This is a genomic window from uncultured Dokdonia sp. (assembly GCF_947492535.1).
In the GTDB taxonomy this organism is placed as follows: domain Bacteria; phylum Bacteroidota; class Bacteroidia; order Flavobacteriales; family Flavobacteriaceae; genus Dokdonia.
Genome location: NZ_CANLNH010000012.1, coordinates 85,092 through 110,965, shown reverse-complemented (window position 1 = coordinate 110,965; position 25,874 = coordinate 85,092). Strand labels below are relative to the sequence as shown.

Sequence of the window (25,874 nt, the reverse complement as noted above, 5' to 3'; positions counted from 1 at the left end):
GTAGTGATTAAAAACTTATTTTTTTATTATAAATGAGTGGTTTTATGTTTTAAGGGTGTCTGTTTTGTATCCCTTTTCCAGAGCCGTATTACGGCTTTTCCATAGAAATAAGGGGTATTGTGTTTTTTAAGAGAATACTTGTCAATAATTCCTTAGTTTTTTTATAACTTAACTGATAACTAACTTATTTTTAACACCTTATACTCATCAAAAATGAAGAAAATTACACTTTTTATTTTATGTCTTTTGAGCGCCTTTATAGGATACGCCCAAGACGGATCAATGTCACCTACCTCATATGGTCAAGCAGAATATATGAGAGAGATACCAGCACTATCTTCTATGGATAATATTATAGCTGCTGCTGGATTTGAACATGTAGCTCCTCCTAAACGAAGAGGATCAAATACATTTATTCCAGGAAAAGGACTTCCTGCAGGACCCGATCCTTTACTTCAAAAACAAACTCAAGTACAACCTATTCAAGGAAGAGCTCCTGTGGCTTCTTTTGGTGCTCATCAAGGAACGGTATTAAATGATCCAACAGGAGCTATAGGCCCAAATCATTATGTATATGCCTTTAACTCAGGTTTTGGAATCTTAGATCGCTCAGGAAATGTATTACTTCCTGAAGCATCTTTAGGAACTATATTTCCGGGAGAAACCCTAGGAGATCCTGTTGTGGTATATGATCGTTATGCAGATCGTTTTATTATTATGCAATTTAGTAACACCCCAAATGGTTTTTTAATTGCAGTAGGACAAGGACCAGATCCAGTAAATGATGGTTGGTTTACCTATCGTTTTAATACAGGGTCATTTCCAGATTATGAAAAATTATCTATTTGGAGTGATGGCTATTATATTACAGCAAATAAAGATCAAGGTTCTATTACAACAAGCGAGGTTGTATTTGCTGTAGAGCGTGATGAAATGCTAGTAGGAAATCCAAATGCTCAATTAATAGGTTTTCCATTACCAGGGGCTTCAAATAATGGATTCTATAGCCCAGGTGGGTTTAATGCTACTGGACCTTCATTGCCACCTGTAGGAGTACCACATCCTATTGTGTATATGCAAGATGATAGTTGGAGTGGTGTATCACAAGACCGATTAAATATTTGGGATATTAGTGTTAATTGGAATAACCCTGCAAGTTCTTCTATCTCAAGTCCACAACAAATTAATACAGCCTCTTTTGATGCAGTATTTAATGGAGGTTCATTTAATAATCTTGACGAACCAGGCAATGGTCCTAATATTGATGCGATTCAAGCAACCATGATGTATATGACCAATTATAGACGTTTTGGAACGCATAACTCTGCAGTGATGAACTTTGTAGTTGATGTAAGTGGAAATGATACTAGAGCAGGAATACGTTGGTATGAATTACGTCAAACAGGTGATAATCAACCTTGGACTATTTATCAAGAAGGTACGTATTCACAACCTAATTATAGTGTGTTTTGTGGAAGTATAGGAATGGACTTCCAAGGCAATATAGGGTTAGGGTATACCATTGTAAGTAACTCTATATTTACTTCATTACGATACACAGGGCGATTGGCATCAGATCCGTTGGGAACTATGACTGTTGCAGAGCAAACTATTGTAGACGGAAATGCACAAACAAACAGACCAGATGGTCGTTATGGAGATTATTCACAGCTTACGATAGATCCAACAGATGATTTGACGTTCTGGCATATTGGAGAATATATGAATGGAAGTGCAGCAACTGTTAGAAAGAGTCATGTGGCTGCTTTCCAAATTGGAAATGCAATACCAGATTCAGACCCTCCTTCTACACCTACAAGTTTAGCGGCTACAAATACAACAGCAACAAGTACAGATTTATCTTGGAATGCTTCTACAGATAATATTGGAGTTACTGGATACGATGTGTATCAAGACGGTGTTGTTGTAGGAACCGCATCTGGAACTAGTTTTACAGTAACAGGATTAAGCTCAACAACGACCTATAGTTTCTTTGTGATCGCTAAAGATGCTGCAGGGAATCAATCGGGACAGAGTAATTCAGTAAGTGTAACCACAGGAGCTATTACTGCCTGTACAGGTGGAATTTCTTCTTTCCCATACTCAGAGAGTTTCGAAAGCTCTTTTGGAGATTGGACACAAGCAACAGGAGATGATTTAAACTGGACGCGCGATTCTGGAGGAACACCTTCTAATAATACAGGACCTTCTACAGGAGCAGATGGCGCATTTTATATCTATGTAGAAGCTTCTGGAAATGGAACAGGATTCCCAAATAAGCAAGCGATTTTAAATTCCCCATGTTATGATTTGAGCAATGAGACAGAAGCAACCTTCTCATTCCAATATCATATGTTTGGATCTAATGATGCAGGTAGTATAGCACTAGAAGCTAGTAATGATAATGGACTTTCATGGACTTCTATCTGGAGTCAAACTGGAAATCAAGGAAATCAATGGAATACGATAAACCTAAACCTAGCGGCTTATATTGGAAGTGGTGTTCAGCTACGTTTCAATAGAATTACAGGCGGTACTTGGCAAGCAGATGTAGCGATAGATGCTATTGCTCTTACTACTTCAGGGGGAGAACCAGGATCAGGATGTTCTGGAGGTATCACTGCATTCCCATACTCAGAGAGTTTTGAAAGTTCTTTTGGTGCTTGGGGACAAGCTACAGGAGACGACTTAAATTGGACGCGTGACTCAGGAGGAACGCCTTCTAATAACACAGGACCTTCTACTGGAGCAGATGGTGCATTCTATGTGTATGTAGAAGCTTCTGGAAACGGGACAGGCTTCCCAAATAAACAAGCGATTTTAAATTCTCCTTGTTTTGATTTAAATAGTGCTTCTCAAGCAACCTTCTCATTCCAATACCACATGTTTGGATCTACAGATGCAGGAAGTATTGATTTGGAAGCAAGTAATGATGATGGAAATACATGGGCATCAATCTGGAATCAAACCGGAAATCAAGGAAATCAATGGAATACGGTAACACTTGATCTTGCGGCTTATGTAGGAGGAGGACTTCAATTACGTTTTAATAGAGTAACAGGCGGTACTTGGCAAGCAGATGTTGCCATAGATGATATTTCGCTTACTACAGATGGAGGAACAGGTAATAATTGTGCTGCGGGAGATTTAACACTTACCATTAATTTTGATGATTATCCTGAAGAAACCGCTTGGACATTAACATCTGGAGGAACAACCGTAGCAAGCAATAGTTATTCTACCGCAAATCCTGATGGATCTACAGTGGTTGAAAATATTAATGGATTAAGTTCAGGAGATTATACATTTACAATTACAGATGCTTTCGGAGATGGTATTTGTTGCGGCTTTGGTAATGGATCATATACCTTAGAAAGTTCTGAAGGAGTGATCGCTTCTGGAGGAGATTTTGGAGCTTCTGATGTGACAGATTTTTGTGTAGATGCTACGAGGTCGCAATCCTTGAGTACACAGTTACTTGCTAGAGAGGATAATACGCTATTTAGAATCTATCCTAACCCAGCAGAAAGAGTATTGAATATTGATGTGCAGGACAGAACTATAGACAATATCAAGGTATTCTCCATGCTAGGAATGCTCGTAAGTGAAATGAATGATGGAGATATTCGAAGTATTAATGTGTCTGATTATAAATCAGGTACATACTTTATTAGAATTACGTCGGGTGATACTACCATCACAAGACGATTTATTAAGAAGTAAATCTATTTAAATTAGCATAACAAAAAAGGCTTCCATATTTGGAAGCCTTTTTCATTTGAGCTATAGATACATAGTTTTCACTAATGTAGCTGATGCTATATTTAGACGCTTTGTAATTACTTTACGTCTCTCTTTTTCTATAGTATCCCACAGTGTAGGATGTTCTTTTATAAAATCCTCTAGGGCATCTTTAGCAAAGAATCCAATGGTTTTTCCAATAGTTTTCACTTGAAATTCACCTAGTTTACTTTGTACATTTATGAGTCTGTTTTCTGTAAGATAACTATGTAGAATATCCCATAGTGTAGTTTCTTCCTCTGTAAATTCAATAGGTTTTACTACTTTTTTGACTTTAGATTTTTCAGACCATTTCTCATTTTTATTTTTTAAAATAACACGAGATCCATTACGAAAAATACTGTTTTTAGAAGGACGTATTACCACTCCTTCACAAAAATTAGATTCCATTTCAGGAAAACCTAACCATAGTGGAATATAAGTGCTAAATAGATTAGGATATTCTAAACAACTTTGTAAATCTCCTTCAAAAAGTGTTTTTGCATAAAAGAAACCTGTTTTTTTAAAATAAGAATTTGTTTGATGTACATCAAGATAGTATTCTTGATTTATACAGATATCAAAAGCATAAAAATCATTTTTTGGAGAGTAACTAATTCCTTTTTGTACTTTGACCATAGTAGGAATCTTTTCTACATCGGGATGTCCATAAGAACCTCCAAACAGCTCTCCATATACATGAATAGTAGTTACGTCTGGAATGTCTTTTGTAATGAGAGAGAATAACTCAACAATACAATTTCGATATGTATCTAGAACAAATTGATAGTTGTTAAATTGTTCGCCTTCTTCAATAAGCGTTGTTCTCTTGGCCACTTGTATGTTTTTTCCATCACAAATAAATGAGAAGTTTGCACCATGTACTTTTTCTTGTACTACAAAGGTGTCGTTTCCATATCCGTGAAGGTGTATTTGTTCTATTACCTTCTCTCGATATGTATTTTCTATAGCGTTGTATTTTTTGAACATGAGTATTTTTTTAAATGTTAAACAATAGAAATAATGCAATTAATGACTGCACGTCAGTGATGATCTTTGTATTGTTTAATTACTCAAAAGATATCTTTAGGGGTGTTTTCGGGATTCGAACCCTGTTATCTAGATTCACAGTCTAGCACTTTACCACATAAGTTAAAAACACCATTTTTGCTCATATAAATAAGCTTTTTAGATAACCTGATAGGATTCGAACCTATACTGCCAGAGTCAAAGTCTAGTATGCTGCCGTTACATCACAGGTTAATACAATACCTAAGAAGGTATGATTTTGCAGATCTAAAAGGAGTTGAACCCTTACCTCAAGGTTCGTAGCCTTGTGTGCTATCCATTACACCATAGATCTAAATGGTACGCCACGTTACATAGAGATCAAGAAATTAAAAGGGAACCTATACCCAAATATTCTATGCGAGATTCGTAGCGTACGCCCCAACTAAAGTTTTGTTAGGCTAACGAACGTATGTGGTATTACGCTTATTAAACTAAAGATCCCGCTGAAAAAGCGGGATTAGTTCAACTATCTATCTTGAATACCTTGCTTTGCAATTTTTCAAAATAGTGTTTTACTAATAAAAACGATTTGAGAATACTGTCGTTTTGAATATGCTTTCCAAGGATTATAGCAATGCTTTCTCTTGTTTTCCACGTTTTTCCTCTTCGCATTGAGGAAGCACGTACATACCCGATGCCTGATTACATTGTAACTGTTCGGCAACTTAGACTAGGCTTGCATAGCGGCTTTGTAATATCCGCACTTTGCAACTACAGGGGTTGGCTCCCCCACCATTAACAGGCGTCTCCTTTACGAGCGGCCTGCGAGAATGTTTACCATAGAAATATAGATGTAAAATAATATATATAAAGTGAGATATATCGAACTTTTTTAAAGAAGATATAGATTTAGTATTATGACAAAAAACGGAAGTAACTGTAAAGTCAATTCCGTTTAAAATAAATTTTCTTTTAATAACTTATTAATAGAATAAAGAATAATCTATATAAATAGACTACCCTATACCAACACCTCCTCCATTATCAGAGCAAGTACTCACTTCAAAAACACATAGGTTTTGTCCGTTAATATTAGTAAGACAAGCCGAGCGGCAGTTTGGAAAACCTGGTACTCTACAATCATCATCTGACGAACAAAATGTTAGAAATCCACCACCACTTATGAGCTGTTGCTCTTTAGTACTTAATCTTTCAACCCCTTTTACATTTAAAATTTTTTTTAACATAATATTTTATAGTTTAATATGAATAACCCCTTGAACATTTAAGTCAGGCAATCAAGGGTTTTACCTGTTTTTTTTAAAGTTTTAACTATCATTTTTGGCATATTCACCTTGTAACTTTATAATTCTAATTTACTTTTTAATAACCTTGTAAATTCTTTTTTGTCGATTAGAAATGATTTGTAATAAATAAACACCTTTTGACAATTCAGAAATATCAATTTGTCGATTTATATTTCCTTCCTTTTGATTATAAACAACTTGTCCATTCAAGTTAAATAAAGATATTTTTTGAATTTCTACTTGTGTTTCAATAGTTAATATATCTTGTACTGGATTTGGATATAGAGAAATAATATCTTCAATCGTATTCTCATCTACACTTAATACTTCCTCACCAACTAAGTTTAATACAATATTATTATCTGGAAAACCATCTCCAATATCATTAAAGTCTGTAATATCAAAAATACCACATGGTGCACTAGAAAGGTAGGAAGGTGCTGTTTGTCCTAGATTATTAGCCCCTATTCCATTCTGTACAAAATCTACAACATCAGTATTAGTGATTTCAAATTGTATAGCTATTTCTTGATCTGCATCTACTAAAATTGGTGTAGAAAAATTAACTTGTAATAAAAATGTAGAAGTATCTGGGGTTAATGTTATAGATTCTGATGCAATCTCTGTTAAATTACCGGTAGGGAATGGATTATCAGTTGTATGTAATCTAACTGTAGCATCGGTATTCTCTGTAGTATTCGTAGCACTAAGACTAATAAATTGAATACCTGATATCAAAAATTGATTTGATATTCCAAATTCTGGAGCTGAGGGAGTATATGACCTCCACCATGAGTTTTCTGCTACGGTGTCTAAAGTACCATCTCCGTCTTCATCAGTTCTACACACAACTGCAAAATCAGTAAGGGTTGTATCATCTATGCTATGACTTAATACTAATGTTTGGGCATTAAAATTTATAAAATTAAAAAATGCAAGAATTAATATTATTTTTTTCATTGTTATTTATTCTTTAATAATTTTATAAATTCCTTTTTGCCCATTAGAAACAATTTCTATTATATGTACCCCTCTGGATATTTCAGAAAAATCTATTTGTGAGTTTTTCTCATTATTTATCTCTTTCCTTAATACAACTTGACCTTCTAAGTTTATTAATGATATATTTTGAATACCTCTTTGCGCAGTAATAGTTAATATATCTTGTACTGGATTTGGATATATGGAAATAGTACCTTCAATCGTATTCTCATCTATACTTAATACTTCCTCACCAACTAAGTTTAATACATAATGCACATCTGGAAATCCTAAATCTGCAAGGTCTGTAATTCCGCATGGCTCTGCTGCTGTAGTAAGATATGAAGGAGCTGTTTGTCCAAAACTATTTGCTCCAATTCCGTTTTCTGCAAAATCTACAAGATCTTGCGATGCTATTTCAAATTGTATGACTATTTCCTGATCTGCAGAAACTATAATTGGAGTAGTAGTAGCTAAATTTACATTTATAAGGTCAAAAACATTAGATGGATCTAAGACTATACTTTCAGAGGCAATTTCAGTAAGACTACCATTTGGAAATGGGCCATCACTAATATGAAGCCTTATAGTGGCTGTACTATTTACTTCACTAGTTGATGAAGATATACTAACAAATTGAACGCCGGTAATCATAAATTGTCCTGAAATTCCAAACTCAGGAGCAGATGGTGTGTAAGACCTCCACCAAGAGTTTTCAAGAATTGTGTCATTTTCATTATCTCCATCTAAATCTTGAAAACAAGCTGTAGCTAAAACGGTGCCTGTATCATTATCAACACTATGACTTAATATAATACTCTGAGAATGTATACATGTGTAATTAATAAATAGGAATAAAAGGATAAGTAGTATTTTGTTCATTCTTGTTTTGAATTTTAATAATTATTTATTCAAAATTATCTTTGAGTATCGACTATTTTGATTAATCCCAGAATAATGTCATAAATTGATATAAGAGAAGTACAGGCTTGTTAATCCATACAATTGGTAACGAGTTTTTGGGACGAATCATATCATTCTTGGGACAAATGAATCTGGCAATAAATTATTAGTACAGAATAAATGATAATATGCCTGCTAAAATGTTGGATCTAAATTTTGTAAATGAAATTTATTTCATGCTATTTCATTAAACTGTTTATAGTTATTTCTATATTTAGCATGCTATAAAAAGAAAAAGACCCCTTGATGCTTTTTGAAAAATTCAATTATTACGTATTATTTATTGTATTTTTTTGTAGCTATACTAGTTTAGCTCAAGATCATCCATACTTTGAAAATTTTACGGCTATAGATGGAATTTCTAGTAATGAGATATATGATATTACTCAGGATACTAAAGGATATATTTGGTTTGCTACCGACAGAGGATTGACTAGGTATGATGGAATTACTTTTGAACGTTTTACAACTTCTGAAGGACTTCCAGATAATGTTATATATAATTTCTTTGAACAAGAAGATGGTGCCATATGGTGTTCAACATTAAGTAATAGCATTTTTTATTTCAAAAATGCTACAGATGGTTTTCATTTATATTCTCACAAAGATATTATTGAAAATTCTTGGGAAGAAAATCTTATCATAAACAATATTACCCTAAAAAATAACGAATTATTAGTTGATTTTTTGCAGGTAAATGGATATATAAAATTAAACCCTTCAAAAATAATTACTAATGAATTAAGTCATCTTAGGATTAAGCCCCAGAAAGAGAATCTTCAACTTAATATTAGTAAAGAACATCCTAGTTTTAGTTTTGTTACTAAAACTAAAAAAGATATATCTAAAGAGTTATATTGGAGTAAAACTATAGAAAGACAATCTGGAAAATCTGTTTTTTCTAGAGTTATTGAGTTTCCTAATCATAATAAAAGAGTTTGTTTCTTTGGAAGAAATTCTTTTATTATTGATAGCATTCTTGATCAGATTAATGAAATAGAGATTATAGAAAATAATAATGACACTCCTATTATGGCAGGTAAATATGATAACAATCATTTTTGGGTAGGATATCAGTATGGAGGTGTTAAAATTATCAATTTAGAAGGCGTTGTTCAACATCATTTCTTAAAAAATAAATCAGTAACTAAAATTTTTAGAGATCATGAAAATGGATTATGGATTTCCACTTTAAATGCGGGGGTTTTTTATTCAAAACAACCTGATATAAGTTATTACAAATTTGATAGTTATCCTATTGATTTAGCTAAAGATGATAATGATCAATTATATATTTCATTACATGATGGAAAAATTTTAAGAAAAGAAAAAGATATCTTTTCAACATTTTCAACGCTTATAAATAGTTACCCAGCTTATGTCAAGTATGATAAACAAAAGGATAAAATAATAGATAGTAAATATTTAAATGAAAAAGGAATTTTAACAGTTTTAGGGATTAATGATGACAAATTTTTTACGATACCCTATGAAAGATCTAATTTATTTATCTTTAAAAATGAGTCATATAGAAGAGTAAATATGGCTCGTCGTATTTTTGATGTTACACAAAAAGATTCTACTATTATTATTGGCACTTTAGATGGGTTATTTAAATTTGAAAATGGTAGTATTTATTCTTTACAAAATCAACACCCCAATTTCAGTTATCGTATTTCTGACGTAGATTATAAAGATCAAAATTTATATATTTCTACAATGGGTGCTGGTATACTCATTAATAAAAAAGATACCATTATCTCTATTTCTAAAAAAAATGGATTATCAAGTGATTTATGTACTGAGTTATTTGTAGAAGACAAATACACCATTTGGGCAGGAACTAACCAAGGACTTAATCGGATTACATTATTTGCTAATGATTCCTATGAAGTTGAAACATTAGCTACTAATGAAGGGCTCATTTCATCTGAAATTAATGATATAGAAGTTATAAAGGATACCATTTGGATTTCTTCTAAAGAAGGATTGTTTAGTATTCCTAAAAAAGTAGTTAATCAACTTACAGTTAATTATAAGAAATGGTTTCAATTAAATAATATCATTGTAGACGAAAAAGCAGTAGATATTTCAGAAAAATTGACTTTTCCATACACTACAAAATCGATAAGACTAGAATATAAATCGATTTCTTTTAAAGAAGGGAAAGAAACATTTTATAGATATAAAATAAAAAAGTCAGATACGGTATGGAAGTATAGCAAAAGACAAGCATTAGACATCTTAAATATAGCTACTGGGAAATATGATATTTCAATTCAAGTCAAAAATGACGATGGTACATGGGGAGATACTATACAAACTATTTTTACTATAACCCCTCCTTTTTGGAAATCTATATGGTTTTTAATAAGTAGCATAATTTTTTTATTCATTTTAGTATACTTAGCATTTTTTTACCGTGTTTTAATTTTTGACGCAAAGTATTTAAAAAAGGTAATTAAAATAGCACTTTATAGTATTAAGAAAAAAGATAATAAGACTACTGTCGTAACGATTAAACATGATGGGAAATCTATCAAAGTAAAATCTTCTGATATAGGCTATTTTAAATCTTCTAGAAATTACATAGAAGTCTATACCAAGTCAAAAAAATATCTCATTCGAAAAAAAATAGACGATTTTTATGATGAATTACCTGATACCATAGAATATATAAAAGTACATCGTTCTTATTATGTTCGTATAGATAAGGTAAATCAAAAGAATGGCCAGAAAGAAGTTACTGTATTTAATACAACTATTCCTGTAAGTAAAACTTATAATGAAAATTTGAAATTCTTAAAACTATAAGTAATTTATTCTTAAACAGTAAAATTCAAAAAAACGAACTTTGTTTTTATTGACGTCTCCATCTCAAACCTATTTTGAAGTCGGCTATATTTCCCTAAGTCTTCTCAGCGGTCGCCCCTGAATTCTCGTGAAAATATGTTAGTTGCTTGCTTACGTGTACTCCTTTCTTTTCAGAAAAAAGCCTCTATATACTGTGTCAGCATACAGATTTATACTTGTTACCAAGTTTATCTAAGGACTATAAGCAGCCCACCTTTTCACAAAGTGATTAGGATTTTGTACTCCACCTTGGATTCGAACCAAGAAATCGCAGGGCTTAAACCTGATGCCTTTTCCATTTGGCCAGCGGAGCATTATAGTTATACACGATTATTATGAATATAACTATGTAAAATAGTACAGGAAGAGAGATTCCCTTCGACTTCGCTCAGGATAAACTTCTCATCTCTCTGTTTAATTTATTATAGCATTGCTATTAAAAACAGATATAAGTAGTACAGGAAGAGAGATTCGAACTCTCAAAAGCTTGATTCTAAATCAAGTGCGTATGCCGGTTCCGCCATTCCTGCAATTTGTTGTATTCCGTAGGGGAATCGAACCTCTAATTCCACATAGAAATGAGTTTACGAATTCAACGAATCCGATATATCAAATCTGCGATCAATGAGTTAACGTGTGGCGTCTTCACCATTTGACCAACGGAACTATTTGTTGGAGCATCAGGACTCGAATACTGAAACACGTTCAGCACAGGCTCTAAAACCTCTGGTTAATGAGACCAGCACACTAGCCAATTGCGTCATACCCCAATTTTATAGTAAATGCATTATTATAATATGTAACATAAAGCACTCGTCTGAACCTTCTACCATATAGGGGTAGCGCTCAGACGTAAGTGTGCTCTTGTTGTTATATAATTGTTGAGGTATTGGGACTCGAATACTGAAAAAAGTTCAGCACTGGCTCCAAAACCACCTTGGCATCAGCACGGTGCGCTAACCGTGCGCCATACCTCATTGAAAATCATTCAAGAATACTTTATTTGATTCTTTCGTCTGAGAGGCAGGGTTGACCTTGTCTTTCCTGCCACGTCTCATTGGAAATCATATTCAAGTAAACTTGATATGATTCTTTCGTCTGAGAGGCAGGATTCGAACCTGCAACCTCCCGCGTCCAAGGCGGGTAAACTAACCGTCGTTATCCTCCCAGAAATACAGTACTTGTATAAATACTGTGTTTGGTATCTAGAGCTTGTATATTGCGATTACAAACCCCAGATAGAAGTCCTTTCTAGACTTTATATGATGCAGTACCGATGGGATTTGAACCCACAACCTTCCGAGAGACAGTCGGGTGCACTAGCCGTTGTGCTACGATACTATATTATTATTTTTTTAAGAGCAGTTACTGAGATTCGAACCTGCCTATGCCGGCAGGCAGGCTCAGACCTAAAGAGTGGAAGTCTATTATGCTACCATTAACACCATAACTGCTTATTGTGGAAGTAGTAGGACTCGAACCTACATGCTCTCGCGAGACCTGATTTACAGTCAGGCGAGCCAACCAATTGCTCAATACTTCCAGGTGTTTGAGACAAGGATGAGATTGTTACGCTTTCTCATAAAGTCACAAAATGGATTTCCACAGTATTCAAACAAGTTTGATGCTGTTTCAATCATTGAGACAAGGATGAGATTCGAACTCATATGAAACGGGTTTGCAATCCGTTGCCTAAACCATTCAGCCACCTTGTCTTTTGCGATACTGATAGGATTTGAACCTATACTTTGAGAGTTAACAGCTCCCGGCTCTACCAGTTAAGCTACAGTATCAAAATGCGGAGAACAAAGGGATCGAACCTTCATCACGCTAACGTGAACTTGTTTAGCAGACAAGTGCAACAAAGCCAATATTTGCCTATTCTCCAAAGCGGAAGGAGTGGGAGTCGAACCCACACGAGTCGTTAGCTCCTAACTGTTTTCAAAACAGCGACCACCGCCCATTGGCTTGCCCTTCCATATACTAAAATTTTCTACTACAAAATTTGAGATAAAGTTGACACGATGAGATTTGAACCTGCCTATGCCGGCAGGCAGGCTCATAACCTCCCAGTTAAAAGCTGGGTACTCTGCCAGTTGAGTTACATGTCAATGTATATATTTGTTAGTTCATAAAAGTGTATTCTAGATATATGATTTATAGAGATTCTTCTGCGTTCGATTTCGCGAAAGCGTAATTTTTTAAGATCAACGTTCTATAATCATGTAGTAGCACTTTACTAAGTAACTTATATATGTTAGTTTTTCAATCCGAATTATGCATTAGAGATTTGTCATGAGGGCTGAAAGCTCAATAAAATCAAGTGCTTTCTTAATTTTAGCATAGCATAGCTATGGTTACATTAAAAAGTGCAACGAAGTGTTTGATTTTGCAGAGATTTAAATACGCAATAGATTTTCTAATGCATAATTCGGGTTCAATATGTCAATGATCGTAGTGCATAAAAAAAGACGCCTTGTCTGGGCGTCTTTTTTATAGTGTAAGAAATCGATATATGCCTATATGCGTTTCCGTTTTTGTTCTATAAAAAAGACGTATGTGTCCGAGTCTATATATAAGCCGAGCACTCTTTGCTCGACGCTACATCCTCGATGTAGACTAAAACTCGGTATCATAGTATTTGCTTTCATGTATTACGTTTTTATTTCTATGTAGAAACAACATTAGATTGTTTCTGATTGCGATGCAAAGATCGAATTAATTTTTAATTTTCCAAATAAAAATTAAATTTATTTTACTGATAATCAATTAGTTATGTTTGTTTTTAGACATAGATATCCTTGTCCGTCTTATGACAGATATTGGATTTTTATGCAGTAGACTGTCTCTCTGTTGCTTAGCTTCCAAATGGATTTTTTATTATGTGATTATACTCTTTTCAATAGATGAACTATTTTTTTAATTTTTTTCTGTTTTTGTTTTGTTCATAAGGTTTTTAAACATTTTGGACATAAAAAAAGCGCCCAATTCCTTGGACGCTTGCTTTATATATGTTTGATTTTTCTTAGTTATACTATCATTGTGTAAAATCTTTAGAATACATACAAGCGTCCTTATCCATAACAATAAATTCATTTATCCCACGGTAATCGCACCACTGGCTTAACAGTGATTTCGGTGCTGTATGTTGTATTCTTTGTATCATTTACGGGGCAAATATGTTATAATTTTTTGGTTTTTGAAAAATATAGACCTAGTTTTTTATTGAAAAGACTGTCAAAACTTTTAAATACTTACTGTTTTTCCTTGTTTTATATACTCACCAAGTATAGATGTTATTGTATAGATTTAATATAAAAATGAGAAGTTTTCTGACAATTAATTCAAGAGAGAGACTATAGGAAATTAGGCTTTAAGAAAGTTAAATATAAGTGCTACAGATGTTGTGTTAGTCATGTTATTTATTAGTACCTCCAAAGGGTTTAATACCTAGAGGTAGTTTACTTCTATCATAGTTCATTACATTGATAGTTACTAATGTTAGTAATACATTTAGTTTAATGTATTGGATTTAGAGTTATTTACTTCATTAATTACTCTATTGATATACTCATTGCTATCAAGCATACGCTTCATATATTTATAACTACTTTCTCCCATATGTCTAGATAAAGTAGGTTCGTAATACTCCCATTTATCAAAGAAGCCTATTGTATCAGTGCCTGTCATAGTAAGAATTTTCTCATTGTGATTTAATAAGAGATTCTTTAATTGTTGTTTTTTACTTTTATCGTATTTACCAGACATATGCTTTTCAATATCCTTTACCGTAATTTTATGAGGTAAATAAATAGGATAGTAGGTTACTTTACCTTGTAAAGCATTTGATGTTGTATTTGGAGAGTTTCCCCAATTTGTAAAGAAGTCACTTAAGTATTTAGGAATTTTATTATAGTTTAAAGCTGTCGATAGATTTACAACGATATTATCTTTTTCTGACTCATCTATAGATCGCACATCAAATCCATCTTCTATGAATTCTTCCATCAAATGATCTAAATACAATGTTTTACTATTTATAATATCTACAAAAACTACTTTTTTGTTACTGAATAAAGAGTCTTTCGTTTGATTTCTTAGGTAATTGAAAACATCAAGATTGCCTAATAAGCCACTATTGTCTATTACACCAGCATCCATATAATGTCCATATCCTTTGATCTTTGCTGCAGGACTTAAACCGGGAAATCTATTGGTCATAGATACAGCTTGGTAATACGGAAGGGTTTTGTTTTTCTCTAAATACAAGTCGGCTAAATTATCTGCATTTGAGAATATTCTATTGAATGACTCATTATCTTTGACAGACCATAAAATTCCTCTGTTTGCTCTTGCACCAGCTGTGTTCATAATCAAAGAAGGGAAGTATCCTTTGGCGCCATCATTTTTGTTTTTAAAAGCATTAGCCCAATATTGTCTATACGCAACCTCACTTAATATATTTTTATCTGGTGTGTCTTCTATAAAATTTTGATATTTAATCATAGAATAATACGATCTATCTTGTAATCCCAAGCCATTGGTGAGTGGCCAAAGTTTTCTATATAAATCAAGACCTAAGGTAAATGTAAGATCTGCAGAAGCATAATCTTCTCTGGAAATCGTATCTATTTTTTGTCTTAATCGCACATCATTGGTGCCGTATTGTGCATATAATCCTGTATAAACGGCAAGTCCTAGTGACCCTCCTGAAGCCCCAGATAATGATATGGTTTGATTTAAAAAGTTATGATCTGTTTCTTCTTGAATTTTTTGAAGAACATTGATCGTCCATGCATTTGCTTTAAGGCCTCCTCCATAAGAAGAAATAAAAAACACCCGATCTTCTTTTATGTTTTTCACAGCCTTTATAAATGTAGCTTCATCAATTACTTTTGAAGGATCAGTTACATTAGCAACGGTTTCTATTTCATGCGTTTTTTGCTCAGCAAACATGAATGATATAACAGCAAGTACAGTAAGAATAGTAATACCTAAAAAGGTTAATTTATAGGTTTTTGTATCACAGTATTTTATTTGTTTACCACTACGGGATGTCTTGGTCAAAGGACTATTTGCTACAAATAGATATTTCCCCACATTAGCTATAATCCAATAATAGGCAAATAAATACACGAGTAAGATAGGAATCACATTATTTCCTAGTCCATCTCCCATTAAAGCTCTAATACTCCAATAACTTATTAATAGGACAGCGATTATAAATAAGGTGACAAATGTTTGTAAATATCGCAATGGATTTTCAAATAAAATAAGAGCTTTAATAAAAATGCGAAGTTTATTTTTAGGATGTAAACTATTATATACATCAGATGTTTTAGATCTTACTAACCTAAAAAACACATAACAAAACATCATGCAATAAGTACACAGCATTACCAAGATAAAACCGTATCTACTAAATATTGTATCACTTACTAAAATATATATGAGAAGTAATGCAGAAAGTAATGATGCTAAAAAATAATACCGTGTTATTCTAGTATATAATGCTGTTTTATTAACGATCTTATTTTTTACTATTCTAAATTTGATAATAGCATATGTGATAATGGGAAATGTAAAGAAAATACCAATGATCCATGCAATTGCTTGTAGTGGTAAACCAAGCTGATCATTAAAAAGTAAATTAGGGCGTACACTTTTATAAATAAAAATCACCCAAACAGCATAAATCACAATACCTATACAATAACGTAAGACATTTGCTGTGACACTCATTTCATAGTTCTTGGCATCTAGACGATAGATAAAGTAAGGATATGAAAATTTGAATTTTTTAAAGAGTGTAAATTCTATTTTTTTATCTTCCCAGGTAATAGCATTTTTACTTTTGTTAAATCCTTGTGAGTAATAGGTGTAGATAGGATAGTGTGATAAGGTAAGCGCTAATGCATTTACAAAAAAGAAGCACAAGAATAAAGAGAATTTATCTTCTTCAAGCATAAATACCATCATTGTATAGGCTTGATCCATTTTGAATAAGATCAATAAAATTAGTCCTAAAACAAGAATGCTCAGAAATGAAGATTTTGTAAAATCTTTCATAGATCTTCGCAATACTCTAATACTTGATACTAGATCTTTTGTCATTATATACTTTTTATGATTAGTGGTTTGTATAAGATGCTTACTGTGAAGATATTAATTTTTCTTTATTCGCTTTCGCGAAAGCGTATTTATTAAAAAATATAACAGCACACGTTTAAGAACGATAACATTTGAAAATGTTAAAAAGCATACCCCTAGATTCTTTAAAATAGTGTTCTATATGTTGCGGTTAGAAAATATACTTTATAACTATGAGTATCTAATTTTAAAAACCAATGTATTATGTTAAAAAAGATTTCAAACATTAACGGAGCTGAAACGTTAAGTAACAAAGAACAAAAAACGATTAAAGGAGGATTTAATTTTCCGCCTTTCCCTGGTGGAGGTTGCTGTGTATGTACCTTCTTTCCAGCTGGGAGTCCTTATATGGTCCTTATTACACAATCATGTGATGATCCTTGTCCGCAAAATGGAGCAACAGATTATCAAGATACAGGTTGTTAATTACACATAAAAAAAGGGAGCAAATCTACTATAGATTTGCTCCCTTTTATAAACGAGTATATATTCTTTTTTATACCTGTGCTACAATTTTTGAAAGTACGGTATCGACAATCTTATTTTTAAAATGACCAATACTGATACTACTCACGCCTATATTCTGTAAAGACTTTAATAAAAGCAATTCTTTCTGACTTTTAAGTAACCATACGAGTTCGTCTTTATCGATACTTTGTGCTTTAAACAACGTTGCCCATCGCTGTAATTTCTCTTTAGAATGTGCTAAGTATTCCTGCATATCTTGAGCAATAGCAATGCCTTGTTCATTAAACTTGTCTTTAGCAAGCTCGGTAATTTCTTCTTTTAGCTCTTTAAATAATAAATCAAAATCCATGGTATTACTCTTTTAAGGTGTCAATAAAATCAGTGATTGTTTCTTTTGTTTTTTTATCCTTTTTCTCTTCATAAGCAATCAGAATATCAAAAGCTTCTTCTATTTGAGGCTTTGCTTCCCCTATAAATACAGGACTTAGTGTTCCTTTTTCTTCCCATAAGGACAAATAACTTTTTATAAGTTTCTCATCATTATTAAGAACCCTCCACATACGAACCGTAATATCATTTTTGGCTTTACCTTCTTCATAGGCAAGCATTATTTGCAACTGATTTTTGAGTGCAGTCACTTCTGATGCATGTAACGCATACGATTCGTCACTTTGTTCTATCAGGCTTATTGCTTGTACTTTTGTAGCAATTGTTTCGGTGTAAGTGTAGTGATCATAGAGACTTGCACAACTACTTACAACAAGGGCGATGATTCCTATCATCACCAATATTTTAGGTGTTTTCATAACGTAGGTTTTTATACTATTTATGTGTCAAATCTAGGTTATTTTATCACTAATAAAGAAGACAAAAGACTTGGTGTTCAGTAGTTTCAGTCGATTTTCAAGAAGACTAACGAGCGAAGAGAATTGTGTTGGTTTCTTGTGTTTTGAAATTTTCTATAATCGCTCCAGAAAGATTAAACCACCGTTGTGCTCGATCTAGAATCCAAGCATCAGAACTGGCTACGATATAATCACTTTGCGCTAAGACTTTATCAGGATTGTAATCAAGAATACATTGCCATTTATACGTACGCTTTCGCGAAAGCTCCCCCAGCAACATTTTCATTCGGCCGCTATTACTCACAGGCTGATCAAACACCCAAATCACTTCTTTGACCTGTGCCTCCTTTAAAAAATCGCCTATTGCAATCAGGACATTTTGTGTTTGCTGTACCCGTTTATAGGTGCCGTGTACACTAGAGACATCACGGTAACAATCATCTAGCCCTTTAAAAATATAGGCACCAGAAAAGAAACTCTCAAGAATAATTAGGATATTAAATGCATCTATGATGAGGGTTTGATCTTTCAATTGATTTATGGAAACTTTGGTGGTTTTACGATGTGCTACTTGCTCAGCTGTCGCACTCATCCCTTGTACTGCTTTTTGTTGACGCGTATTAAGTCTATATCGATGCCCTACCAGTTGTACTGATGATTTTTCAGAAAACCCTCTTGATAGTAAATAAGAAATATCAGTCACAGCTTCTTTTATTTTGTGCTGCATTTTGGGATCTCCAAATAAGAGATCATCACGTCCTTCTTTTCCTCGGTTTCTAGTGGTCATTTTTTATGTTAGAACAGGTTTTCTGATGTTAATTAAATTTTAAACTATTTTGACACCTATGTTTTTAAGTTGTTCTTTCTTTTGTCATAAAGGATGCTTGTTTTTATTAATTTTCTGGAATCCATTCATTTTCAAAACGATGAATATATTTTTTTAATTCGTGTGTTCTGTTCATTCCATCTAGATCCAGACATACTATTTTTAGATGAGTATAATCTGTAGCATCGGGCAAACAAGTAGCAAAAAAGCATTGCCAAAATGCACTAGCGTACGACTCATTATCATGCCAGGTAGTCATTACATCTACTTCAGAATTATTTTCCATGACTTCCATAATGTTGATAGTTTCATCAAACCAATCATGTAAAAGTTCTCCATAAACTCCATGTCCTTTAAATTCGAGAATGCCATTCTGAATAGCATTTCTAGTGAAAGTCTCAAATGCATCAAGACTAGGTTTCTTTTTGGAACAGGTTATGAAACAGATCCAATCATTTTTTGGCATTTTATTACATAGTATGTCATCATAACTTGCCCAAAAGACGGTTCTATTATGATACGTTCCAATTTGGTTCATTTTTAATACGTGATTGTTGTTTTATATACGCTTTCGCGAAAGCGTATCAAGTAACATTTTTATTTAGTTGCTGGTGCTCATAAACCACTAAAATACTCAAGTGACTTCTTTGACTTATGTCTAATTATTTTTTTGAAAAAATACTTAGATCATTTTCTCTAAGCCATTTTAAACTAATATTAAATTCTTTAAGTCTGTTTTTTAAATTTGACAGAATATAGTTTTTTTCTACAGGGAAAAGATCAGCTATATTTTTATAATGAACTAAAAGACTTTTATTTTTGATACCAGATAATGCCTGTAATGATGAATGAATCACTTTTTGTGAAGTATCATTTAATCCAATGATGAATATATCTAGGTAATCTTCTTTATTACTTAATTTTCCTAAAGAATATATTGTTGTTGATCTAATTTCCTCATTTTGATGTTTAATAAAGTTTTTAATAAGAGAACCATAATCAAACTGACATTCTTGTAGTATATAAGTACAGAATCTAAAGATTTCATAATCAGTTATATGAGATATATTCGCGTTAATAAATTCCTTCCAGTCAGAGTAATTCGGCTTATCATACCAAAAGATGTATTTAAATACCGTTAGAAGATCATTCTTTCCTAATTCGATAACATATTCTTTCCACGTATCATGTTGATGCTTTGCTAATATTTGAAGTAATAATTGAGAATTCCCATTATTAGAATCAGTATATGCTTGATTAATTAAATGTAGAGTTATGGGTGTTATTTTCCTTTTTTTTAATAAACCGATGAGTGCATCTTTCCCTGTCGTATTATTTGAATTAGAATGAAAAGATTCTAATAATTGCTTTTCCGTTCCTCCCATTGAATATCCAAACCAAGTAGGCGAATCAATTAATAAATCTCCAGAAATAACTTCATCTAGCCATCTTTCATACCAATCAAGAAAATTATTTTCAAATGTGAAAATTGGTTTATAATGATCTAAACTTAAGTTTACAACCTTACCTTTATGTTCTCCATTTAATACCAATCCATGTAAGTAGGTACAGCCTTGAGAACCAATAGGTAAAATACCTCCATAAATTCTTCCAAGTTCTTTTGTGTAATCATCATCTGAAATAGCATCATCTTCTATTTTCAGTGTAATATTTTTCCAATCTTGGTCTGTCATTTTTGGATAAAGGATACAATTGTTCTTCAGGTATTTTTCAGTGTTTTCATCAATTAATTCATCTACATATTCACCTAGAGGATAAATTCCATAAAAAGGTCCAGCTCCAGAATTAGCATATGCTGTTCCTCCGTTTCCGAATTGTAAAACAAATGCTTTATAACAATCAGGAAGGTGTATTGCATATTTCTTTTCAATAACTAATACATCATCAATAGTTGCAGGTTTATTAATACTATATTGATGGCTACTAGCCCCAAAAACCTTAAGACTTTTATCTACTTTTTTTGCTAATAAAAGTTTGGATTTTATCTTTTCTATTTGATCTGAATAATTTTTCATGCTCAGTCTTAATGTATCATAATAATTGATCTCTTTCTTGCTTTATCAATATTGATTTCGTTTTTGATTCACAAAAAAGGTTCTAAAAACCCAATGAGTTGTGTGCCATCTTTAGTCCATCGGATGCCGTGACCACTGGGCACTCTGATTTCGTAGACAAGCTCATGTTTGTAATGATAAAAGATATTCCACCAGGTTTGGGTTTGGATCATTTTGGTAATTTGTTTTTTTATCGTTTCTTCTTTTTGGGTAGGATTTCCCTTTGCAATTCCCCAAAACGCATCTGAAGAGCGTCCCATATGTTTTTCCCAAGCTCTAGTCACCGTAGTAATCTGATCATTATACGGTGCAAAACAACTTTCTAATAACGTCTGTTCTGTAGGAGGAAGGGCGCGTATGTCTTTGATACTTGCTGAGGTCCATCGTTGTCCCAGGATCACTAACAAATACTCAAAAGGTGTAGCTTCGATAGCTTTTGCCCATTCTTCAGGGGTTGTATCTGACGCTTTAAAAAGAGGCATAAAATGTGCTAGCACCTTTTCAGGAGTTGGTGTTACTTCCTCTTTAAAATACGGCAATCCATAATCTTGTGAAATTCCCTGTTGTGAATAGGTTTGTAACGCTTTCGCGAAAGCGTATAAAGCATCCTCCTCCAAAAAAGGAGCATACTGTTCCTTCCATGTTTCAGAAAGGAACGGAATGCTTTTTTGTATGATTTTAATTATATTCATTGATATATTGCTATTTAACAATATTAGAATTATTCATTGCTTCTTGTTTCATTCTTCTTTTTACTTTCCAAGGCGCATTTTTATCATGATCACCAGCCATGATACATCCGTATGGCATCACTTCGTCAATGACAGTACCTAGACCAAATTCATCCATTTGTGCTCTCACAGCTTTGGCGTTTTTATAGGCACTTGGTAGTTCTGAAACGTCAATCTCTTTAGAGAAGAAACGTACATCTAGACCTGCTGTTTCTTGGGCAAAAACCGCTTCATTAGTCATACCGGCTTTTGTCTTTTTATGATAGGTACGACTCACATTTCTTCCCGCACCATGTGGCGCAAAACCAAGGTTGTTTGTCGTCGTTTTCCCAGATACAATCAATACAGGTTCAGCCATGTTTAACGGAATTAAACGAGGTCCTGTAATATCAGGCATAAATTTCGCGTCAAGCGGTGTCGCACCTTTTGCATGGTAAAACAAATCCCCATCTTTAAAAACAAAGTTATGTTCGTTCCAAAATCGGTTTTCGGCTTTTAAACCTAATTTTTCTAGGGTTGCATCATGAATACATTCGTGGTTTTGCTTGGTCCACGCACGCATTACTTGTAAGGCTTCCCAATACGTTTGACCTTCTTCGGTATCAAACGGAATCCATGCATTTTGACGTAAGGTATCTGGTGATATGATCTTTCTGAAACGCTCTGCAAGTTGCATTCCTTTTTTATACAATTTGGCACCAGGCGCTCTAGATCCGTGATGGGTAATCATCATGGTGTTTCCTGTTTGTTCAGAAATTCCAACAAATAAGAAGTGATTTCCATCACCTTGTGTTCCTAAATGCGCACGAGCGGCTTTGATGATATTTTTATCATTCAATATAAAGTTGCCTTCAAAAGCGTCTAGTAACTCCTTAGGAATTCTATATTGATCGTTACGATCTCTTCCTCCTGGACCAAAATGTGTACTCGCATGCGCAGCATCTAATACTTCTTTCGGATCTGCTTTCCCAAAATCAGTAAGCATGACGGAACAACAGATATCTGCACTATGCATTCCTGGATGGATGGCATTTTTGGTCACCACCACAGCACCTACCGGAATGGTTCCTGTAGGTCCCGACGGACATGCATCTGGCATCACGGCACCATCTACGACCGTTGGGGTTTTCATAAGCGTATTCATCGTATTGATCACAGAAGCGACATTATCTTCTTCCAGTTCATTTTCTGCTTTGATATTGACTTTATAATCGATGGCAGTTTTATGTAATTCTTGGATAGGAGGGAGTTTATATTGTTCTAAATACGCAAGCATGGCTTCTCCTTCTAATCCATTTTCATTGATATGTGTAATCGCTTCTGGAAACCATTTTCCAGATCTAAATCCTAAGTCGATTAATGTTTTTCCTGTAATCATTTTTTTATGCTTTGTGTTTACTGGAGCAAATATTACATCATATTGCGCAATGATTTTGCGTAATTAAATTAATTTAAATTTTTTGTATAAAACTCACTTCTAATATTCACCAATAATTCATCCACTTGTGCTATATCTGGTTTTTCTATCAGCTCAGAAGTATCATATAATATATCTAATTCCACTTTTAAAACTTCCGCTTTCGCAACCAAGTCATCATATTCAAAGACCCCTTGTTTAATCCCTAACAAAAAATCACGATCGGGTCTTCGTACATGGATCATTCCATCTTGTGCAATCTCTTTGGCCATATGTAATAACCGAAAGGTATGCATCATGTTTTTGGTATCATAATTCTTTCCATGTGCTATATTATTTTCATAACGTGCTTCATTTCTTTTGGCGACCCAATCCCAGTATTCTTTATACTTCTTACAATACGCAGCATATCCATCTATATTACAATAGAGTAAGGCGATAGGGACTTCTTCTTTTTCTACAGAACTCAGACATACGTCATTGGCATTTGCTCTTGCAACACCTTGATAGCCTTTGTTTGCTCCATAAAAGAGATTGTAACAATCTTTCATATGTGGAATCTTCACCAAACCACAATACGTCTCTAGTAATTTATTTTCCTCCAAATATTCATTTAGAGGAATGGAAGTTTTGGTATCTCTTACATAACAAAAATCCAATACAGTTTTACGCTCTTTAGCCATGGGATTGACTATTTTTTTATGGAGTCCGCGTGCTTTTTTGATTTGTGTATAGGCATAGTTTGCAAAAGAGTTTTTACACAATTTTGACAAGAAATAGTCCATTTTGATACGATCAAACAAGGGATCTTTTAGCAAAACACAATCTTCAGGCACGTTGAGTAACTCCAAAATATTTGGATTATTTTTTGAGAGTAAAGAGATGAACTTTCGCAATTCATAATATACCACATCATTGGTTGCATCATTGATTTGCTCCAGATACTCCATACTATAAAATAGTTCCTTAGGAAGTATGAAAACCCCTCGGATATCGGTATCCGAGGTAGCTGTATCCAGTCCGTAGGCTTTACTGCCACTAATGCATTCAAATAGGATGCAATCGGATGCTTTAAGGTCTGCTATTGTTTTCATGCTATTACTTTTTGATGTGTTACTGTATTTCTAAAGGTAGTAAGATCGGTTATACATTTCTGTAACCCTTTACTGAATCTTCCTCTAGATAAATATAAAGAGGTAATACGTGTATATTCAGAAGCATTCATATCTGAGATCGTTACTTCTGAAAATTGGTATTGCCATGTTTTATTAAAACTAAAATATAAACTGATTTCTGGGTTATGAACTGTTGTTACGATCCAGTATTCTGACTCCCAGATATTAGCATTACAAATAGTTGCTTCAATAATTTTCCAATTGTTTTTTATAAGGGCTTGTTCTATATGATATTTATACCCTGTTTGTGTTTTCATTTTTCTTGTAATTACACCTCCCTCAATCCCTTACTTCGACAAGCTCAGCACAAGCCTTATTAGGAGGGAAGAAAAGAGTGATTTAGACTAAGCTTGTGGAAGGAGGTGTAATTTTCTCACTGTAATAGCAATAAGCGTAATGAGATTCTGAAATAAATTCAGAATGACATACTTAAATTGTTATTTAAACAATGGTAATTTCTTTATGTCTTCCAACAAGCCTCGTCTAAGATTTTAGCTTTCAGTGATGCACTTGTATAGAAAGCGGTTGATACGTTCTGTATCTGGTTTTCCGTTAGCAAGTGTTTTTGCATATCGATCATTGGTTGCGATGACTTCTGAAACGAAGTTGCATACAATTTCAGGTCGTTTATGCACATAACTTTCGGCATTTTTAGATTTTATGTCCATGAGATGTTCTATCTCATCTGCGATATTGGTAGTGACTAAGGGTAGCATTTCGCGAAAGCGTACAGGAGGCATAGTCCCGTATTCCAAAATCCATTTTCCTGCCATGGCAGTGCGCAAGGCATAAAAAAGATTCTTCAACTTCACTGTGTCTGCTGTTATTTTTTCTTCATATTTCTTACTCATACTGAGGTAATGAAACATGGAAGCAATAGGAGAGAAACAGTCTGTTGCGATGCCACGTAGTTCTGTCAATAGTTCTTCATTGCCTTTATAAATAATAGGAGAGAAGAGGTGTTCTACTGCAGGAACATTGGATTTTTTAAGTAGGAGTAAACTCTTGCGAAGTTCCCATCCTACGGCATCAAAGTCACCATCCATGATGTCTATCGTATCTCGTTTGTCTGAGATAGAGAGATACCAAGGGAGTGGTTTTGTGTATAAGAATCGTACGTCATAGTCACTGTCTGGAGAAGCAAATCCCCAGGCTCTACTGCCTGATTCGCATGCGAATAGTATCTTGACATTGCGATCTTTTTCTATATGTGTAAGTCTTGTTTTCATTGTTATTTCTTTTTAGTCCCTCTTCCCAGATTCGAACTGGGACTTTCGCGATTTGCGAACAGA

18 protein-coding genes and 14 tRNA genes are annotated in these 25,874 nt (G+C 33.6%); 3 read left to right on the top strand and 29 right to left on the bottom strand.

Going from position 1 to position 25,874, the window contains the following annotated elements:
• The first annotated feature begins 213 nt into the window (after nucleotides 1-213).
• Nucleotides 214-3,723, top strand: coding sequence for a T9SS type A sorting domain-containing protein (locus Q1A60_RS15700; protein WP_299766870.1), 3,510 nt, complete (start codon nucleotides 214-216; stop codon nucleotides 3,721-3,723).
• A 60-nt stretch (nucleotides 3,724-3,783) separates the two neighbouring features.
• Here Q1A60_RS15700 and Q1A60_RS15695 read toward each other — a convergent pair whose 3' ends face one another.
• From Q1A60_RS15695 to Q1A60_RS15665, 7 genes are all read right to left on the bottom strand, one after another.
• On the bottom strand, nucleotides 3,784-4,770 hold the full coding sequence (locus tag Q1A60_RS15695) for an RNA ligase, Rnl2 family (protein WP_299766868.1): 987 nt from the start codon (nucleotides 4,768-4,770) through the stop codon (nucleotides 3,784-3,786).
• Between the two features lie 101 nt (nucleotides 4,771-4,871).
• Nucleotides 4,872-4,942, bottom strand: a tRNA-His gene (locus Q1A60_RS15690).
• A gap of 30 nt (nucleotides 4,943-4,972) precedes the next feature.
• Nucleotides 4,973-5,043, bottom strand: a tRNA-Gln gene (locus Q1A60_RS15685).
• Nucleotides 5,044-5,071: 28 nt separating this feature from the next.
• Nucleotides 5,072-5,143, bottom strand: a tRNA-Arg gene (locus Q1A60_RS15680).
• Between the two features lie 664 nt (nucleotides 5,144-5,807).
• A complete protein-coding gene (locus Q1A60_RS15675; protein ID WP_299766866.1) occupies nucleotides 5,808-6,038 on the bottom strand; it encodes a hypothetical protein in 231 nt (76 codons plus the stop codon).
• 129 nt (nucleotides 6,039-6,167) lie between these two features.
• Nucleotides 6,168-7,058 (bottom strand): T9SS type A sorting domain-containing protein, encoded by an 891-nt coding sequence (locus Q1A60_RS15670; protein ID WP_299766864.1) that lies wholly within the window; start codon nucleotides 7,056-7,058, stop codon nucleotides 6,168-6,170.
• A gap of 6 nt (nucleotides 7,059-7,064) precedes the next feature.
• Nucleotides 7,065-7,961: a T9SS type A sorting domain-containing protein gene (locus Q1A60_RS15665; protein WP_299766862.1), complete on the bottom strand. Its 897-nt coding sequence runs from the start codon at nucleotides 7,959-7,961 to the stop codon at nucleotides 7,065-7,067.
• Nucleotides 7,962-8,288: 327 nt separating this feature from the next.
• Between Q1A60_RS15665 and Q1A60_RS15660 the strand changes: the two genes are divergently transcribed.
• Nucleotides 8,289-10,856: a two-component regulator propeller domain-containing protein gene (locus Q1A60_RS15660; RefSeq protein ID WP_299766860.1), complete on the top strand. Its 2,568-nt coding sequence runs from the start codon at nucleotides 8,289-8,291 to the stop codon at nucleotides 10,854-10,856.
• 279 nt (nucleotides 10,857-11,135) lie between these two features.
• Here Q1A60_RS15660 and Q1A60_RS15655 read toward each other — a convergent pair.
• The 12 genes from Q1A60_RS15655 to Q1A60_RS15600 all read right to left on the bottom strand — a co-directional run bounded on the left by Q1A60_RS15655 (nucleotide 11,136) and on the right by Q1A60_RS15600 (nucleotide 17,009).
• Nucleotides 11,136-11,208 (bottom strand) — tRNA-Leu (locus Q1A60_RS15655).
• Between the two features lie 143 nt (nucleotides 11,209-11,351).
• Nucleotides 11,352-11,425, bottom strand: a tRNA-Leu gene (locus Q1A60_RS15650).
• Nucleotides 11,426-11,992: 567 nt separating this feature from the next.
• Nucleotides 11,993-12,065 (bottom strand) — tRNA-Pro (locus Q1A60_RS15645).
• A 98-nt stretch (nucleotides 12,066-12,163) separates the two neighbouring features.
• Nucleotides 12,164-12,236 (bottom strand) — tRNA-Asp (locus Q1A60_RS15640).
• Between the two features lie 19 nt (nucleotides 12,237-12,255).
• A tRNA-Gly gene (locus Q1A60_RS15635) sits at nucleotides 12,256-12,349 on the bottom strand.
• A 6-nt stretch (nucleotides 12,350-12,355) separates the two neighbouring features.
• Nucleotides 12,356-12,438: transfer RNA gene (locus Q1A60_RS15630), tRNA-Tyr, on the bottom strand.
• A 99-nt stretch (nucleotides 12,439-12,537) separates the two neighbouring features.
• Nucleotides 12,538-12,610: transfer RNA gene (locus tag Q1A60_RS15625), tRNA-Cys, on the bottom strand.
• Between the two features lie 5 nt (nucleotides 12,611-12,615).
• A tRNA-Asn gene (locus tag Q1A60_RS15620) sits at nucleotides 12,616-12,688 on the bottom strand.
• A 6-nt stretch (nucleotides 12,689-12,694) separates the two neighbouring features.
• Nucleotides 12,695-12,782: transfer RNA gene (locus Q1A60_RS15615), tRNA-Ser, on the bottom strand.
• 4 nt (nucleotides 12,783-12,786) lie between these two features.
• Nucleotides 12,787-12,873: transfer RNA gene (locus Q1A60_RS15610), tRNA-Ser, on the bottom strand.
• 38 nt (nucleotides 12,874-12,911) lie between these two features.
• Nucleotides 12,912-13,006, bottom strand: a tRNA-Lys gene (locus Q1A60_RS15605).
• Between the two features lie 1,402 nt (nucleotides 13,007-14,408).
• Nucleotides 14,409-17,009: a hypothetical protein gene (locus tag Q1A60_RS15600; protein ID WP_299766858.1), complete on the bottom strand. Its 2,601-nt coding sequence runs from the start codon at nucleotides 17,007-17,009 to the stop codon at nucleotides 14,409-14,411.
• Nucleotides 17,010-17,249: 240 nt separating this feature from the next.
• On the opposite strand from Q1A60_RS15600, the gene Q1A60_RS15595 reads away from it, so the two are divergent.
• Entirely contained in the window at nucleotides 17,250-17,471 is a 222-nt protein-coding gene (locus Q1A60_RS15595; protein WP_299766856.1) for a hypothetical protein, read from the top strand.
• A gap of 70 nt (nucleotides 17,472-17,541) precedes the next feature.
• Here Q1A60_RS15595 and Q1A60_RS15590 read toward each other — a convergent pair whose 3' ends face one another.
• From Q1A60_RS15590 to Q1A60_RS15545, 10 genes are all read right to left on the bottom strand, one after another.
• The gene (locus Q1A60_RS15590; protein WP_299766854.1) at nucleotides 17,542-17,862 is read right to left on the bottom strand and encodes a hypothetical protein; all 321 of its coding nucleotides are present in this window, start codon (nucleotides 17,860-17,862) and stop codon (nucleotides 17,542-17,544) included.
• A 4-nt stretch (nucleotides 17,863-17,866) separates the two neighbouring features.
• On the bottom strand, nucleotides 17,867-18,319 hold the full coding sequence (locus Q1A60_RS15585) for a hypothetical protein (protein WP_299766852.1): 453 nt from the start codon (nucleotides 18,317-18,319) through the stop codon (nucleotides 17,867-17,869).
• A gap of 106 nt (nucleotides 18,320-18,425) precedes the next feature.
• Nucleotides 18,426-19,145: a DUF434 domain-containing protein gene (locus Q1A60_RS15580; protein WP_299766850.1), complete on the bottom strand. Its 720-nt coding sequence runs from the start codon at nucleotides 19,143-19,145 to the stop codon at nucleotides 18,426-18,428.
• 106 nt (nucleotides 19,146-19,251) lie between these two features.
• A complete protein-coding gene (locus tag Q1A60_RS15575) occupies nucleotides 19,252-19,722 on the bottom strand; it encodes a hypothetical protein (protein ID WP_299766848.1) in 471 nt (156 codons plus the stop codon).
• Nucleotides 19,723-19,846: 124 nt separating this feature from the next.
• Entirely contained in the window at nucleotides 19,847-21,220 is a 1,374-nt protein-coding gene (locus Q1A60_RS15570) for an SMI1/KNR4 family protein (RefSeq protein ID WP_299766846.1), read from the bottom strand.
• 68 nt (nucleotides 21,221-21,288) lie between these two features.
• On the bottom strand, nucleotides 21,289-21,951 hold the full coding sequence (locus Q1A60_RS15565; protein WP_299766844.1) for a hypothetical protein: 663 nt from the start codon (nucleotides 21,949-21,951) through the stop codon (nucleotides 21,289-21,291).
• 10 nt (nucleotides 21,952-21,961) lie between these two features.
• Nucleotides 21,962-23,368 (bottom strand): RtcB family protein, encoded by a 1,407-nt coding sequence (locus tag Q1A60_RS15560; protein ID WP_299766842.1) that lies wholly within the window; start codon nucleotides 23,366-23,368, stop codon nucleotides 21,962-21,964.
• A 68-nt stretch (nucleotides 23,369-23,436) separates the two neighbouring features.
• Nucleotides 23,437-24,501 carry a nucleotidyltransferase domain-containing protein gene (locus tag Q1A60_RS15555; protein ID WP_299766840.1) on the bottom strand — a complete coding sequence of 355 codons (1,065 nt, stop codon included), beginning with the start codon at nucleotides 24,499-24,501 and terminating at the stop codon, nucleotides 23,437-23,439.
• Nucleotides 24,498-24,839, bottom strand: a complete 342-nt coding sequence (locus Q1A60_RS15550; RefSeq protein WP_299766838.1) for a hypothetical protein — start codon at nucleotides 24,837-24,839, stop codon at nucleotides 24,498-24,500. Before Q1A60_RS15550 ends, Q1A60_RS15555 begins: the two co-directional genes overlap by 4 nt.
• Nucleotides 24,840-25,073: 234 nt before the next feature.
• Complete coding sequence (locus Q1A60_RS15545; RefSeq protein ID WP_299766836.1) at nucleotides 25,074-25,811, bottom strand: nucleotidyltransferase domain-containing protein; 738 nt, start codon at nucleotides 25,809-25,811, stop codon at nucleotides 25,074-25,076.
• Nucleotides 25,812-25,874: the final 63 nt, after the last annotated feature.

What these genes read in the sequence shown, in the direction of transcription:
- Q1A60_RS15665 (WP_299766862.1), bottom strand. Translation starts at nt 7,961, where the DNA reads ATGAACAAAATACTACTTATCCTTTTATTCCTATTTATTAATTACACA.
- Q1A60_RS15695 (WP_299766868.1), bottom strand. Translation starts at nt 4,770, where the DNA reads ATGTTCAAAAAATACAACGCTATAGAAAATACATATCGAGAGAAGGTA.
- Q1A60_RS15560 (WP_299766842.1), bottom strand. Translation starts at nt 23,368, where the DNA reads ATGATTACAGGAAAAACATTAATCGACTTAGGATTTAGATCTGGAAAA.
- Q1A60_RS15575 (WP_299766848.1), bottom strand. Translation starts at nt 19,722, where the DNA reads ATGAACCAAATTGGAACGTATCATAATAGAACCGTCTTTTGGGCAAGT.
- Q1A60_RS15585 (WP_299766852.1), bottom strand. Translation starts at nt 18,319, where the DNA reads ATGAAAACACCTAAAATATTGGTGATGATAGGAATCATCGCCCTTGTT.
- Q1A60_RS15660 (WP_299766860.1), top strand. Translation starts at nt 8,289, where the DNA reads ATGCTTTTTGAAAAATTCAATTATTACGTATTATTTATTGTATTTTTT.
- Q1A60_RS15670 (WP_299766864.1), bottom strand. Translation starts at nt 7,058, where the DNA reads ATGAAAAAAATAATATTAATTCTTGCATTTTTTAATTTTATAAATTTT.
- Q1A60_RS15550 (WP_299766838.1), bottom strand. Translation starts at nt 24,839, where the DNA reads ATGAAAACACAAACAGGGTATAAATATCATATAGAACAAGCCCTTATA.
- Q1A60_RS15595 (WP_299766856.1), top strand. Translation starts at nt 17,250, where the DNA reads ATGTTAAAAAAGATTTCAAACATTAACGGAGCTGAAACGTTAAGTAAC.
- Q1A60_RS15600 (WP_299766858.1), bottom strand. Translation starts at nt 17,009, where the DNA reads ATGACAAAAGATCTAGTATCAAGTATTAGAGTATTGCGAAGATCTATG.
- Q1A60_RS15565 (WP_299766844.1), bottom strand. Translation starts at nt 21,951, where the DNA reads ATGAATATAATTAAAATCATACAAAAAAGCATTCCGTTCCTTTCTGAA.
- Q1A60_RS15590 (WP_299766854.1), bottom strand. Translation starts at nt 17,862, where the DNA reads ATGGATTTTGATTTATTATTTAAAGAGCTAAAAGAAGAAATTACCGAG.
- Q1A60_RS15555 (WP_299766840.1), bottom strand. Translation starts at nt 24,501, where the DNA reads ATGAAAACAATAGCAGACCTTAAAGCATCCGATTGCATCCTATTTGAA.
- Q1A60_RS15580 (WP_299766850.1), bottom strand. Translation starts at nt 19,145, where the DNA reads ATGACCACTAGAAACCGAGGAAAAGAAGGACGTGATGATCTCTTATTT.
- Q1A60_RS15675 (WP_299766866.1), bottom strand. Translation starts at nt 6,038, where the DNA reads ATGTTAAAAAAAATTTTAAATGTAAAAGGGGTTGAAAGATTAAGTACT.
- Q1A60_RS15700 (WP_299766870.1), top strand. Translation starts at nt 214, where the DNA reads ATGAAGAAAATTACACTTTTTATTTTATGTCTTTTGAGCGCCTTTATA.
- Q1A60_RS15545 (WP_299766836.1), bottom strand. Translation starts at nt 25,811, where the DNA reads ATGAAAACAAGACTTACACATATAGAAAAAGATCGCAATGTCAAGATA.
- Q1A60_RS15570 (WP_299766846.1), bottom strand. Translation starts at nt 21,220, where the DNA reads ATGAAAAATTATTCAGATCAAATAGAAAAGATAAAATCCAAACTTTTA.